Here is a 13,260-nt window from a genome sequence, read left to right on the forward strand (position 1 = left end):
ATCGTGCATAAAGTGGCTGGTGGAAGGCCTGTGTCGACCACGATCAGGATGGGGGCGGTCGCCCGTGGCCAGGTTGCTTTTCATGATGCCCGCGGCGTCGTACTGGACGCTCAAGGACGGGACCCGGCACGCCACCGGGTACTGGGCCGAGGAGTTCGCGGCCCCCTACCGGGCGCTCACCGAGGCGGGGCACCAGATCACGGTCGCCACGCCGGGCGGGGTCGTCCCGACCGTCGACATGATGAGCCTGCGGCCCGACATGGCGGGCGGCGCGCAGGAGGCGCTCGACCTGGAGGCGACGATCCGCCTCGCGGAGGAGCTGCGGCGGCCGATCCGGCTGTCCGAGGCGCGGCTGGAGGACTACGACGCCGTCTACTGCCCGGGCGGGCACGGTCCGATGGAGGACCTGTGCGCCGACGCCGACGCGGGGCGGTTGCTGACGGCGGCGCTGGCCTCCGGAAAGCCGCTGGCCATCGTCTGCCACGGGCCCGCCTCGCTGCTGGCGACGCGGGTGCGCGGCGAGTCGCCGTTCGCCGGATACCAGGTCACCGCGTTCTCCAACGAGGAGGAGGAAGGCGTCGGGCTGGCGTCCAAGGCGCGGTGGCTGCTGGAGGACGAGCTCGTCCGGCTCGGCGTCGACTTCACCAAGGGCGAGCCGTGGAAGCCCTACACGGTCGTCGACCACAACCTGCTGACCGGGCAGAACCCCGCGTCGGCCGCGGTGCTGGGCGAGCAGTTGCTCAAGGTGCTCCACTAGGGGCGGGCGCGTCGTCGTGGGCGATGTGCCTGAGCTGCCGCCACAGGACGACCAGGAACACCGCCGAACCGGCGAACGCGAACCAGAACGGGGCCGCGACCCCGAAGCGGGTGGCCAGGACGCCGCCGATCAGTGAGCCGACCACCAGGCCGGCGTACACGCAGACGGTGTTGACGCTGCCCACGCGGCCCTGCAGTTCGGCGGGGACCGCGCGCTGGCGGACGGTGAGCGAGGTGGTGCCCCAGATGAACGCGTGCGCGCCGAAGACCAGGAAGATCGCTCCCGCGATCCACGGGGAGTGGGTCAGGGCCAGACCCAGGTGGGTGAGCGTCTCGATGACGAGCCCGATCCGCATCAGCGCGCCGAGGCTGACCCTGCGGGTGATGGCCCCGTAGAGGCCGGTGCCGATCAGGCCGCCGACGCCGCCGATGGTGGTCATCAGGCCGAAGCCCAGGGCGCCGAGGCCGAGTTGCTCCTGGGTGTAGAGGACGAGGACCGACCAGGCCGCGCCGAACGTGAAGTTGAAGATCAGGATGGTCAGGACCAGCGTGCGGACGGCCGCGTGGCGGGCGGTCCAGCGGAAGCCCTCGACCAGCTCGCGCACGGCGTTCGGCTTCGCCCCGTCGGCCTGGCGGGGGTGCGGCGGCAGGGTGATCCGCGCGACCAGCACGATCGCCGCCGCCACCAGGAGGAGCTGACCGGCGAACGGCCAGGCCAGTCCGAGGCCGAACAGCGCCGCGCCGACGGGCGGCCCGGCGAGCTGGTTGAGCGTGATGAACCCGGTGCCCAGGCGGGCGTTGGCGACGACGAGGTCGTCGCGGCCGACCATCATCGGCGTGAGCGTGGCGGTGGCGTTGTCGGCGAAGACCTCGGCGACGGCGCGCAGCGCCAGCAGCACCAGCGCCGACTCGACCGTCACCCGGCCGGTCGCCATCAGCACGACGAGCAGGACCAGCACCAGCGCCCGCGCCGCGTTCGCGGCCAGCACGATCCTGCGCCGGTCGTGCCGGTCGGACAACACGCCCGCGTACAGGCCGAACAGCAGGGGAGGCGCCCAGCTCACCAGCGCCGACAACGAGATCATCAGCGGGTCGCTCGTCAGCGACGCGACCAGCAGCGGCCCGGCCGCGGCGGCGATCCCGTCACCCAGGTTCGACAACCAGCTCGACGCCAGCAACCACCGGAAACCCCGCCCGAGGCGCGCGGGCAGCACTCGTTCCACAACTGTGACCACGGGCGCAAGACCATACGTCCCGGAGAAGAGGGCGGGCAACGCGTTTTCCGGCGAAGCGGCGGGTTCCGGCGCGGCCGGTCGGCGCCGGTCGCGGCGCGTGCGGTGGGCGGCGGTCGGCGCCGGCGGGCGGAGCCGTAACGGAGAATCTCAGTGTTCGTAGCGGGCGGCGAGCGCGGCGGCGCGGTCGCGCAGGGCGGTGCGCAACCACTGGGGCGCGAGGGCCTCCGCGCCCGCGCCCAGCCGCCACAACGCCCACACGGCGTGCCGGGGGTCCTGGAAGGTGACCTCCAGCCGCAGCCGGCCGTCGGGTTCGGTCTTCTCGGTGAGCACGGCCACGGCGGTGCCGGCGAGTTCCTCCCGGCGCGCCGCGTCGATCAGGACCGGCACGGTGACCTGGTCGCCGCCCGCGCGGAACCGGGTGCCGCGTTCCTGCCAGGCCCGGTCGAGGTCGACCCGCTCGGGCCGCTCGGCCGGTTCGGCCAGCTCCTCGACGGCCGTGATGCGCGACAACCGGTAGGTCCGGTCGGCGCCCGACCGCGTGGCCAGCAGATATCCCCGGTCGCGCACGGTCACCAGGCCGATCGGGTCGACGGTGCGCCACTCCGGGTCCTGGTCGGCGGCGGCGTAGTGGATGCGCAGCTTGCGCCCGGCCAGCACCGCGCGCAGCACCCCGGCCACCACGGCGCCGGGCGCCTCGTCGTGCACCAGCCGCCGCGACAGCAGGTCGGTCTCCGGATCGATGAGCAGCCGTTCGGCCGCCCCCACGGCGGTGTCGCGATAACGGTCGGGCAGCGCGTCGACCACCTTGAGCATCGCCGACGCCAGCGCCGAACCGAGCCCGAACGCCTGCGCGCCGCGCCGCGACCCCGCGATCAGCAGCGCGAGGGCCTCGTCGGGGGTCAGCCCGGTCAGCTCGGTGCGGAACCCGGGCAGCAGCGCGAACCCGCCGTGCCGGCCGCGTTCGGCGTAGACCGGCACGCCCGCCGCCGACAGCGCCTCGATGTCGCGCAGGACGGTCCGGGCCGACACCTCCAGCTCCCGGGCCAGCGCCGGGGCGGACATCCGGCCGTGCCGCCGGAGCAGCAGGACGAGGGAGACCAGCCGGTCGGCACGCATGGGAAAACCCTAGGAGGAATACACGACAGAGGATGTCGTGATTCACCGGAAGGCTCCTGTCCCGTACGACGAACGCAGACGAAACGAACGGAGCCTCTCGTGGCGATGCGGCGAACGGCCGTCAACCCGGTGACGTGGTCGGTGGAATTCGGCTTCGACCAGGGCGAACTCGTGTCGGGGCAGACCCGGACCCTCTACGTCTCGGGTCAGACCGCGACGAACGCCGAGGGCAAGCCCGAGCACCTCGACGACATGGCGGGACAGGTGGCGCTGAGCCTGGGCAACCTGGAGGCGGTGCTCGCGGAGGCGGGCATGTCGCTGGAGAACCTGGTGCGGCTGAACGTCTACACGACCGACGTCGACCTGCTGCTCCGGCACTACGGCGGGCTGGCGGCGCGGCTGGGCGCGGCCGGGGTGGCGCCGGCCATGACGATGCTGGGGGTGGCGCGGCTGGCCGTCCCGGGGCTGATGGTCGAACTGGAGGGCACCGCCGTGGCGTGAGGCAGGGGAATCATCCGACGTCATGGCCTGGGCGCCGCCCACTAGCACGCGGGGGCGGGGCGAGGCCCCGCCCCCGCCACCTCTTACTGGGTCGAGGTGTACGACACGAACGACGCGCGGTCGGCCCGGGTCACCCCGGTCCAGCACTGCACGTTCCGCACCGTGGCGACGGCGCCCGTGGTGTTCCACAGGGTCTGCAGGTTGCAGTGGTCAGGGTTGTTCCCGTACGCCGTGACCTGCACGTGGTCGATCGGGAAGCCGACCCGGGGGAAGGTGACCATACGCAGGCCCACCCCCGACGACCGCACGGTGTTGACCACGCCCTGCGAGTTGTAGTTGACCCCCGCGGGCGCCGGCGCGTAGGGCCCGGGGTTGGCCGGCGTGTGGTCGAAGGTGTACGCGAACGCCTTCGGCGGCACCCAGCGCCCGTTGATGTTGCGCTCCCGCTGGTAGGTCAGGCTCCAGCCGGAGTTCATCGGGGTGTTCACCGCGTTGAAGCACCGCACCTCGATCTGCTGCACCGCCACCCCGGGGGCCCAGTTGACGACCTTGCACCTGGCCTGGGTCAGGTCGTTCTGCGCCGTCACCTGGATGTTCCCGGCCGGGGTCGCGAAGCCGAGGCCGTTCATGTCGACCTTGTACCAGCCCACCCCCAGCACGCTGACGACGTTGGCGCCGCCCGCGGAGTTGAAGGAGGCGACGGTCCCGCCGTTGTAGTGCACGTATCCGAAGCCCTGCCCGGCGGGCCCGACCATCGGGGGCGTGCTTTCCGACCAGGTGACCGTGAACGGCGTGGTGACCGGCGCGCCGCCGAACTGGTGACACCTGACCACGACGATCTGGTCGGGGCCGACCGGCGTCCACTTGGCGACCTGGCAGATGTAGGGCGCGTTGGCCACCGCGGTGGCGTGGGCGACGCCGCCGGGGCCCGCGATCTGCGGGAACCGGACGATCGTCTCGCCGGGCACGCCCGGGGTCACGCTGACGTTGAAGCCGCCCGGCCAGCTTCCAGCCTGGTGGGCAAGGCTGGGGATTCCGGCGGGGACGTCGACGTAGGCGTAGCCCCAGCGGTTGGGGACGGCGGCCTGCGCGGGGCTCGCGGCGACCTGCACGAGCCCGAGGGCGATCGCGACCGCCATCAGGACCCTCGATAATCGCGTCACGTTTTTCCTTCCGGTGTGGGGAATGTCGTCACGCCGTTCATAAACCGGAAACGCGATTGTGAGAAGCGGGGATCCCGCTAAGTGAGACGGTTCACCGCGCGTCTGGTGAACCGTTCAATCCGCCGGCCATTTCCGCCTGTTCGGTGATGTCGTGGTCGGAAATCCACATGCAGCCACTGGCCGGAAGTCCGGACATCACGATGACCGCGTCGAGCCGGTCGCGGGTGCGGGTCAGCGCGGCGATCTGGGCGTCGATGCGGTCACGCTCGGCGGCCAGCCGGGCCCGTGACTCGGGGGTGCTGACCCTGGACTCGACACAGGGCAGCAACTCGGCGATGGTCCGGCTCGACAGGCCGGCCGCGTAGAGCATCTGGATCAGCTGGACCCGCTCGGCCGCCGACGCGGGATAGCGGCGCTGCCCCGAGCCGCTCCGCTCGGCCTCCAACAGCCCCTGCTCCTCGTAGTAGCGCAGCGCCCGCACGCTGACGCCCGACTGTGCCGCCAACTCGCCGATACGCATCGTGACCTCCGTCACAAGACTTGCCCCTGACGTCAACGTCAGGTTTTAGCGTATCGGCATGCAGATCAACGGAGCACACGTGCTGGTCACCGGCGCCAACCGGGGCCTGGGCCGGCAGTTCGTCCTCTCCCTTCTCGACCGCGGGGCCGCCAAGGTGTACGCGACCGCCCGCCGCCCCGAGCTCGTCGACGTGCCGGGGGCCGTCCCGCTGCGGCTCGACGTCACCGACCGGGCGTCGATCGCCGACGCGGTGGCGGCGGCGCCCGACGTCGACATCGTCATCAACAACGCGGGGATCTCGACTGGGGCGAATCTGGTCGGCGGGGACCGGGACCTGATCCGCCGCGAGATGGACACCCACTTCTTCGGCACCCTCGACGTCATCCGCGCCTTCGCGCCGCAGCTGGCCGACGGCGCGATCGTGAACGTGCTGTCGGCGATCTCGTGGCTCGCCTTCGACGGCGCGGGCGCCTACCACGCCGCCAAGGCCGCCGAATGGGCGCTCACCAACGGCGTCCGCCTGGAGCTGGCCGCCCAGCGCACCCTGGTGACGGGGGTGCACCTGGGCGCCGCCGACACCGACATGATGGCCTGGTACGAGGGCGACAAGGCCGCCCCCGAAGTGATCGTCGCGGCGGCCCTCGACGGCGTCGAGCAGCACCGGTCCGAGGTGCTCGCCGACGAGTGGAGCCGCCAGGTGAAGGCGTGGCTGGCGGAGGCCCCGGAGGTCATCTACCGCGAAGCGGCCGCCGCCCTCGCGGGCTGAAGGCGTCACAACCACAGGCGCCGGGTGAGGCCGGTCAGGATCCTGGTGGCGGGCTCGGCCGGGGCGTTGTGGTAGCCGGTGCCGGCCCAGAGGTTGATCCGCTCGTAGTCGCCCGCGGCGGCGGCCGCCTTGCGGATCGGGCTGGTCAGATGGTGGAGGGCGGGGTAGCCCGCCGGGGCCTCGGCGGTGTACCGGTCGGTGAACGTGTTGCGCAGGCCGCGCGCCGGGCGGCCGGTGAACGCGCGGGTGACCACCGTGCACCTGCGCGGGGGGTCGGCGAGCGCCTCCCGGTGCGGGGCCGACGCGCCGCTCTCGTCGGAGCGCAGCAGCACGGTGCCGACGCTCACCGCGTCGGCGCCCGCGGCCAGCGCCGCGCTGACGGCGGTCGGGGTCGCGATGCCGCCCGCCGCGATCAGCGGCAGCCGCACGGCCGCCCCGACCTCGCCGAGCAGCTGGGGCAGGGGGACGTCCGGCGGGATCCGCTCCGGGGTGAGCGTGCCCGAGTGGCCTCCGGCGGCGGACGCCTGGACCGCCAGGACGTCGACGCCCCGGTCGGCGGCGGCCCGCGCCTCCTCGGCCGAGGTGACGGTCTGCACGACGAGGGAGCCCGCGGCCCGCAGCGCCGCGACGGTCGCGGCGTCGGGCAGGCCGAAGGTGAAGCTCACCACCGGGACCGGATCGGCCAGCAGCAGGTCGATCTTGTCCGCCCAGTGGTCGTCGTCCTCGGTCGGTTCGATGCCGCCGACGTCGACGCCGAAGCGGTCGGCCTCGGCGCGCAGCAGGTCGGCGTACTCGCGGTAGCGCCGGGGGTCGACCGGCACGGGGTTGGGGGCGAAGAGGTTCACCCCGAAGGGCACACCCGCCGCGCGGACCCGGCCGATCCGCTCGGCCAGCGCGGCCGGGGTCTGGTAACCCGCGGGGACGAACCCGAGGCCGCCCGCCTCCGCCGCCGCGATCACCAGCGCCGGCGTGCTGCCCCCGCCGGCCATGGGAGCCGCCAGAACGGGGGAGGTCAGGCCCAGGCCGGTGAGTGAACTGTGCACGATCGGTCCTTTCGTCGACATCGTCGGACGAGGCGCACCCCTTTCGACGCTAGGTCGACCCCGGGGGTGTCCGGAAATGCCTATTGTCGTGCATCTATGCTTGGTGGTTATGGATGTGGAGCTCCGGCACCTGAGGGCGTTCGCCACAGTGGCCCGGCTCGGCTCCTTCACCCGCGCGGCCGAGGAGCTGGCGATCACCCAGCCCGCGCTGAGCCGGACCGTCCGCCGGCTGGAGGACACGCTCCAGGTGCGGCTGCTCGACCGTACCTCCCGGCACGTCGAGCTCACGAACGAGGGCCGGGTGTTCCTGGACGACGTCGAGCGGGTGCTCGGCGACCTCGACCGTGCCGTGGCCGCGGCCCGGCGGCAGAGCCGCCTGCGGCTGGGGTTCAGCTGGCTGCTGCCCGATCCGTGGGCTCAGGACATGGTCGGCAGATTCGAGGCGGCGACCGCGAGCACGGTCGTGATGGTCCGCGCCGACGACACGATCGCGGCCCTGGAGCACGGCGCCGTCGACGTCGCGCTCGTGCGGGGCGAACCGAAGACGGCGGCGGGGGAGCTGCGGGTGGTCCACCTCTTCGACGAGACGCGGGTGGCCGTCTGCGCCCTGACCTCCCCCCTGGCCGCGCGCGAGCACGTCGACTGGGCGGAGATCCCCGACTGGCCCCTGGTCGTCAACGTCCTGAGCGGGACGACCGGGCCGTGGTCGTGGCCCGACCGGCGGCCGTGCGCCGTCGTCGAGACCGGGAACTTCGACGAGTGGATCGAGTCGGTCGCGGCCGGGCGCGGCATCGGGGTGGTGCCGGAGGTCGCCCGGCGGCGCTCCGCCCATCCCGCGGTCACGTTCGTGCCGGTGCGGAACGCCCCGCCGATCCCCGTCTCGCTGGCCTTCGTGCCGGGCCGGCAGGAGCGGCTGGTGCGCAGGTTCGTCGAGGCCGCGCTCCAGGCGTGACGGCTCACGGCACCAGGCCCGTCTCGTAGGCGACGATGACGAGCTGCACCCGGTCGCGGGCGGCCAGCTTCACCAGCAGGCGCGTCACGTGGGCCTTGACCGTCGCCGCGCTGATGAACAACTCCGCGGCGATCTCGGCGTTCGACCGGCCGCGCCCGATCAGCGTGAGGACCTCCCGCTCGCGATCGGTGATCCCGGTCAGGGCGCGCGGCTCCGGGCGGGTATTCGGGCTGGGACCCGGGCGGGCGGCGAAGGCGGCGATCAACCGGCGCGTCACGCCCGGCGCGATCAGGGCGTCCCCGGCCGCGACCACCCGCACCGCGTTCAGAATGTCGTCGAGCGCCATGTCCTTCACCAGGAAGCCGGCGGCCCCGGCGCGGAGGGCGCCGTAGACGTTCTCGTCGTCGTCGAAGGTCGTCAGCACCACCACCCGGGCCCTCCCGCCCGCTTCGGTGATCCGGCGGGTCGCCTCGATGCCGTCCATGCCGGGCATCCGGATGTCCATCACGACCACGTCGGGGCCGAGCTCCCGGGTGAGGCGGACCGCTTCGGCGCCCGTGCCGGCCTCGCCGGCGACCTCCAGGCCGGGCGCGTCGGCGATCACCATGCGGAGCGCGGTCCGGATCAGCGGCTGGTCGTCGGCCAGCAGCACGCGCACGCTCACCGCGCCTCCACCGGCAGCCGGGCCGCCACCCGGAATCCGCCCCCGGGCGCGGGACCGGCGGCGAACTCGCCGCCGAGCAGCGCGGCGCGCTCCCGCATGCCGGCCAGCCCGAACCCCGGCGTGACCGGCCCCCGGCCGCCCCGCCCGCCGTCGACGATCTCGACGGCCACCTCGGTCTCCCGGTAGTCGATCGTCACCGTGCACGAGCCGGTCGCGGCGTGCCTGGCCACGTTGGTGACGGCCTCCTGGATGATCCGGTACGCCGCCGTGTCGACCTCCGGCGGCAGGTCCCGCCGCCCGCCGAGCTCCCGGATCTCCACGCTCAGCCCGGCCGAGCCGAGCCGCGACAGGTCGGCCAGCCCGCCCGCGGGGGCCGGGTCTCCGTCGCGCAGCGCGACCAGCATGCGGCGCAGCCCCGTGAGGACCTCCCGCCCGGCCGTCTCGATCTCGCCGAGCGCCCGGGCCGCCTCGTCGGGGCGGGTCCCGATCACCCGCCGCGCGGCCCCGGCCTGGAAGGCGATGACGCCGATGGAGTGGGCGACCGTGTCGTGGAGCTCGCGGGAGATGCGCAGGCGCTCGTCGGTGACGGCCTGGGCGGCGGTCCAGCTCACCCGGGCCGCGCCGTGCTCCCTGGCCTGCCCGACGGCCCGGCCGAGCAGCCACGCGATCACGGCGAACAGCACCAGCACGGAGTAGACGGGCGGGGCGGAGAGCAGACAGAGGATCTCCACGGCGGCCGTGGCGGCCAGCGCGATCGAGGAGACGCGCCGGGTGGCGGTGGCGGCGATCCGGTAGAGGCCGAAGGCGACCACCGCGAACTGGGCGAACGGCAGGATCCCGATCGAGAGCCACCCGCCGGCCGGGAGGGTGGCCAGCAGGAGGCCGAGCCCGGTCAGGGGCAGCCGGTCGAGCAGCGCGCCGCCCGCCACGACCAGCACGGTCGTGACCGCCATCACGGCCAGGTCGCGACCGCCCGGGGAGCCGCCGCGCGAAAGGACCATGACGAGCACGCCGACCGCCCACGGCGGAACCGTCCACCACATGAGGCGATCGTAGGTTCGCCGACGGTGCGAGGGGATCGGACCGTGGTCGTACACCTTCGCTCCGATGTGTCCCTCCGCCGGGCTCCGGCATCGTCCCCGGCATGAGACGTGTGTTGTGGTCACTCCTGCTCGCCGCGTCGGTGGCCGTGCCGGTCGCCGGCCAGGGCGTCGCCGCGCCGCCGGAGACCCTGGTCGCGTTCGGTCCGGCGCAGTACACCCTGACCAGGGAGGCCATCGGCCGCGCCGCCCGGCTCGCCGCCGAACGCGGGGACACGACCAGGGCCGCGTCGCTGCGCGCGATGGCCGCGCCGTCGCGCACCTTCCTGGCCTTCGACGGCCGTGACGGCGGCACGGCGGTCGAGGTCGTCGGCACGCTCCCCGCCCGGACCGTGGCGGTCGTCGTCCCGGGCGCGGGCACCACCCTCGACGCCTACGGCCGTCTCCGGGGCGGCACGACCCGCCTGCGGGCCGCGCTCGGGCCCGGTTCGGCGGTCGTCGCCTGGCTCGGCTACCCGACCCCGCGCCTGCTCAGCCTCGCCTCGGTGACCACCGCGCGGGCCGACGCGGCGGCCCCGCGCCTGCGCGGCTTCGTCATCCGGCTCGCCGCGGCGTACCCGGGCGCGCGGATCTCCCTGCTCTGCCACTCCTACGGCGCCGTCGTGTGCGCCCGCGCCGCGCCGGGCCTCCCGGTCGAGCACCTGGTCCTGTACGGCGCCGCGGGCGTCCCGGCCCCGTCGGCAGCCGCCCTGGGAGGCCGGGCCGTCTGGGCCGGCCAGGGGAGCGGCGACTGGATCGGCGACGTGCCCGCCGTGTTCGGCCCCGATCCCACGGCCCCCGGCTTCGGCGCGCGGCGGTTCGACGCCGGGGACGCCGGCCACGGCGACTACCTGTCGGGCCGGTCGCTGGCGAGCATCGCGCGGATCGTGGCCCATGCGTGACCGGGGCGTCGACGCGCTGCGTGCCGTCGCCGTCGCCGGGGTCGTCTGCGGCCACTGGCTCGTCACCGCGCTCGTCGCCGACAGTGGCACGATCAGGGTGACGAGCCCGCTGAAGCACCTGCCCGAGCTTGCCCCGGCGTCCTGGCTCCTCCAGACGATGGCGCTGTTCTTCCTGGTCGGCGGCATGGTCGCGGCCCGGAGCACGACCCCGCCGCGGCTGCGCCTGATCCGGCTGCTGCGCCCGCTGCCCGCGCTCGCCGGGGTGTGGGCCGTGGTGGTGGTCGTGCTGCTGGCATGCGGCGCCGATCCCGCGACGGTCGCGGCGCTGGCCAAGCTGGTGTGGTCGCCGCTCTGGTTCCTGCCCGTGTACGCCGCCCTGATCGCCGCGACGCCGCTGGTCGCCCGGCTGCACCCCGGCTGGCCGGTGGCCGTGGTCGCGGCCGTCGACCTGGCCCGGTTCGGCTTCGACGCGCCGGGATGGGTGGGCTGGATCAACGTGGGGGCGGCCTGGCTGGTGCCCTTCTGCGTGGGGTTGTCCTGGTGGCGGTTCGACGGGCGGACGTTGCTGGTGGCGGGGGCCGTCGCGACCGCCCTCCTGATCACGGTCGGGGGCTATCCGGCGGCCATGGTCGGCGTGCCGGGAGCGGCGGTGTCGAACCAGTCGCCGCCGACGCTGGCGGCGGTGACCTTCGGGCTCGCCCAGACGGGCGCGGCCCTGCTGCTGCTCGGCCCGCTGCGGAGGCTGATGCGCCGCCCGGCCCTGTGGGGAGTGGTGGCGGCGGTGAACGTGGCGGCGATGACCGTCTACGTGTGGCACCAGACCGCGCTCGTCGTGGTGACGGCGCTCGCGCTGCCCGCCGGGCCGATGGCCGGGCTGCACACCGTGCCGGGGGATCTCGGCTGGGTGGCGGCCCGGCTGGCCTGGTTGCCGCTGTTCGCGTTCGCCCTGATCGTGGGCTTACGCCTTAGGAATCTACTTTGTAAAGGAGTCGGGCAGTGACAGGCCCTCGCCGAACCAGCGGGCCAGGTGGCCCTCCAGGTCCCGCTGGTCGTCGCCGATCCAGGCCACGTGGCCGTCCGGGCGCAGCAGCACGGCCGGGACGTCCAGCGCGGCCGTCGGGTCCGCCAGGTGGTCGACCCGGTCTGACCAGCCGCCGGTGGTCAGCCGTTCGGTGCGGTCGAGGAGCAGGCCCCGGCCGTGCCGCAGCAGGCCGTAGAGGTTGCCGTGCTTGACGGCGATGTCGGGCAGGCGGCGGCCGAGCAGGTCGGGGCCCGCGCCGAAGTCATAGCGGATGTCGATGGCGGTGATCTTCTCGATGAGGCGGCGGTTGACCGCGTCGATGTCCATGAGTTCGGTGAGCAGCCTGCGCACGGCCCGGGGACCGGGTTCGGCGGCGGAGAGTTCCATCTGGGCGCGGGTGTTGTCGAGGACGGCGGCGGCGACGGGGTGGCGTTCGGCGTGGTAGGTGTCGAGGAGGTCCTCGGGGGCCCGTCCGCGTATGTGGGCGGCGAGTTTCCAGCCGAGGTTGACGGCGTCCTGGACGCCGAGGTTGAGGCCCTGTCCGCCGATGGGCGGGTGGATGTGGGCGGCGTCGCCGGCGAGGAGGACGCGTCCGAGGCGGTAGTAGTCGGCGAGGCGGGTGGCGTCGCCGAAGCGGGAGAGCCAGCGGGGGGAGTGCACGCCGAAGTCGGTTCCGGTGAGGGCGTGGAGCCGCTCCCGGACGTCGTCGATGGTGGGGGGCTGGGTGCGGTCGGTGACGTCGGCGGCGGGGACGACGACGGTGTACAGGCCGGGGCCGGCGGGGCGGAGCCAGAGGCGTTGGTGGTGGTCGCCGAGCCGGGCCATGACGGCGGCGATCTCTTCGGGGGGTGTGCCGGTTTCCACCTCGGCCATGAGGGTGTCGTTGCGTGAGGGTTCGCCGGGGAAGGCGACGCCGAGGAGTCTGCGGACGGTGCTGTGGGCGCCGTCGCAGCCGACGAGGTAGCGGGCGCGGAGTCGTTCTCCGTGGGCGAGTTCGACGGTGACGCCGTCGTCGTCCTGGCGGAGGCCGGTGACGGGATGGCCGTGCCGGATGTCGGCGCCGTGTCCGGTGGCGTGGTCGGCGAGGATGCGGTTGATGACCGGCAGGGGGATGCCGACCATGTAGGCGTAGGGCGTGCCGAGGTCGTCCGGTGCGGGTTTGGGGATGGCGGCGAAGAACCCGGCGGCGGGGCGTCGCCTGCCGTGTTCGAGGACGCGGTCGAGGAGTCCGCGCATGGCCATGAGTTCGAGGGTGCGGATGTGGAGTCCGACGATGCGGGAGGCGGGCGCGGGCTCGGTGTCCTTGTCGAGGACGATGACGTGGATGCCGTGGAGGCGGAGTTCGGCGGCGAGCATGGCGCCGGTGGGTCCGCAGCCGGCGATGACGACGTCGGCGTCTGGGTGGGGCATTGGTGTCGCCTTTCGGGAGTGCCGTGGTGGCGGCGCTCCCGGCGGCGTTTCGTCAGCCGCCCGGCCGTGACGGGATGGGGAGCACCCATGGTGTTCTCTCGTTCATGGGTCTCACCTCCTGTGGTGGGGTCA

At 73.7% G+C, this 13,260-nt stretch carries 14 protein-coding genes; 6 read left to right on the forward strand and 8 right to left on the reverse strand.

The features are described 5' to 3' along the window. Nucleotides 1-64: 64 nt before the first annotated feature. Entirely contained in the window at nt 65-757 is a 693-nt protein-coding gene (locus tag GT755_RS32015) for a type 1 glutamine amidotransferase domain-containing protein (protein WP_328794635.1), read from the forward strand. Here the strand turns inward: GT755_RS32015 and GT755_RS32020 are convergent. Next, a complete protein-coding gene (locus GT755_RS32020) occupies nt 741-1,991 on the reverse strand; it encodes an MFS transporter (protein ID WP_161483293.1) in 1,251 nt (416 codons plus the stop codon). The two genes, GT755_RS32015 and GT755_RS32020, sit on opposite strands and share 17 nt — an antisense overlap. A 147-nt stretch (nt 1,992-2,138) precedes the next feature. Then, on the reverse strand, nt 2,139-3,107 hold the full coding sequence (locus tag GT755_RS32025) for a helix-turn-helix transcriptional regulator (protein ID WP_161483294.1): 969 nt from the start codon (nt 3,105-3,107) through the stop codon (nt 2,139-2,141). 105 nt (nt 3,108-3,212) lie between these two features. On the opposite strand from GT755_RS32025, the gene GT755_RS32030 reads away from it, so the two are divergent. Further along, complete coding sequence (locus tag GT755_RS32030) at nt 3,213-3,608, forward strand: RidA family protein (RefSeq protein WP_161483435.1); 396 nt, start codon at nt 3,213-3,215, stop codon at nt 3,606-3,608. 83 nt (nt 3,609-3,691) lie between these two features. Here the strand turns inward: GT755_RS32030 and GT755_RS32035 are convergent, their stop codons facing one another. Together GT755_RS32035 and GT755_RS32040 are read right to left on the reverse strand one after the other, a co-directional pair. Continuing rightward, nucleotides 3,692-4,771, reverse strand: coding sequence for a hypothetical protein (locus GT755_RS32035; protein WP_161483295.1), 1,080 nt, complete (start codon nt 4,769-4,771; stop codon nt 3,692-3,694). A gap of 91 nt (nt 4,772-4,862) precedes the next feature. Beyond that, a complete protein-coding gene (locus GT755_RS32040; RefSeq protein WP_161483296.1) occupies nt 4,863-5,291 on the reverse strand; it encodes a MerR family transcriptional regulator in 429 nt (142 codons plus the stop codon). Between the two features lie 58 nt (nt 5,292-5,349). Between GT755_RS32040 and GT755_RS32045 the strand changes: the two genes are divergently transcribed. Then, nucleotides 5,350-6,057, forward strand: a complete 708-nt coding sequence (locus GT755_RS32045; protein WP_161483297.1) for an SDR family oxidoreductase — start codon at nt 5,350-5,352, stop codon at nt 6,055-6,057. Between the two features lie 5 nt (nt 6,058-6,062). Here the strand turns inward: GT755_RS32045 and GT755_RS32050 are convergent, their stop codons facing one another. Beyond that, entirely contained in the window at nt 6,063-7,100 is a 1,038-nt protein-coding gene (locus GT755_RS32050) for a nitronate monooxygenase (protein ID WP_161483298.1), read from the reverse strand. A gap of 109 nt (nt 7,101-7,209) precedes the next feature. Between GT755_RS32050 and GT755_RS32055 the strand changes: the two genes are divergently transcribed. After that, complete coding sequence (locus GT755_RS32055) at nt 7,210-8,052, forward strand: LysR family transcriptional regulator (protein WP_161483299.1); 843 nt, start codon at nt 7,210-7,212, stop codon at nt 8,050-8,052. Between the two features lie 4 nt (nt 8,053-8,056). Here the strand turns inward: GT755_RS32055 and GT755_RS32060 are convergent, their stop codons facing one another. Continuing rightward, entirely contained in the window at nt 8,057-8,716 is a 660-nt protein-coding gene (locus GT755_RS32060) for a response regulator (RefSeq protein ID WP_161483300.1), read from the reverse strand. Next, nucleotides 8,713-9,759, reverse strand: coding sequence for a sensor histidine kinase (locus GT755_RS32065; protein WP_161483301.1), 1,047 nt, complete (start codon nt 9,757-9,759; stop codon nt 8,713-8,715). The genes GT755_RS32060 and GT755_RS32065 overlap by 4 nt, the downstream gene beginning before the upstream one ends. 101 nt (nt 9,760-9,860) lie before the next feature. On the opposite strand from GT755_RS32065, the gene GT755_RS32070 reads away from it, so the two are divergent. Next, complete coding sequence (locus GT755_RS32070; protein WP_161483302.1) at nt 9,861-10,697, forward strand: alpha/beta hydrolase; 837 nt, start codon at nt 9,861-9,863, stop codon at nt 10,695-10,697. After that, a complete protein-coding gene (locus GT755_RS32075; protein ID WP_161483303.1) occupies nt 10,690-11,697 on the forward strand; it encodes an acyltransferase family protein in 1,008 nt (335 codons plus the stop codon). The genes GT755_RS32070 and GT755_RS32075 overlap by 8 nt, the downstream gene beginning before the upstream one ends. On the opposite strand, the gene GT755_RS32080 is transcribed toward GT755_RS32075, so the two are convergent. Continuing rightward, a complete protein-coding gene (locus GT755_RS32080) occupies nt 11,671-13,128 on the reverse strand; it encodes an FAD-dependent oxidoreductase (protein WP_161483304.1) in 1,458 nt (485 codons plus the stop codon). The genes GT755_RS32075 and GT755_RS32080 overlap by 27 nt on opposite strands. Nucleotides 13,129-13,260 lie beyond the last annotated feature (132 nt).

It is taken from the genome of Herbidospora solisilvae (assembly GCF_009901565.1).
Taxonomy (GTDB): domain Bacteria; phylum Actinomycetota; class Actinomycetes; order Streptosporangiales; family Streptosporangiaceae; genus Herbidospora; species Herbidospora solisilvae.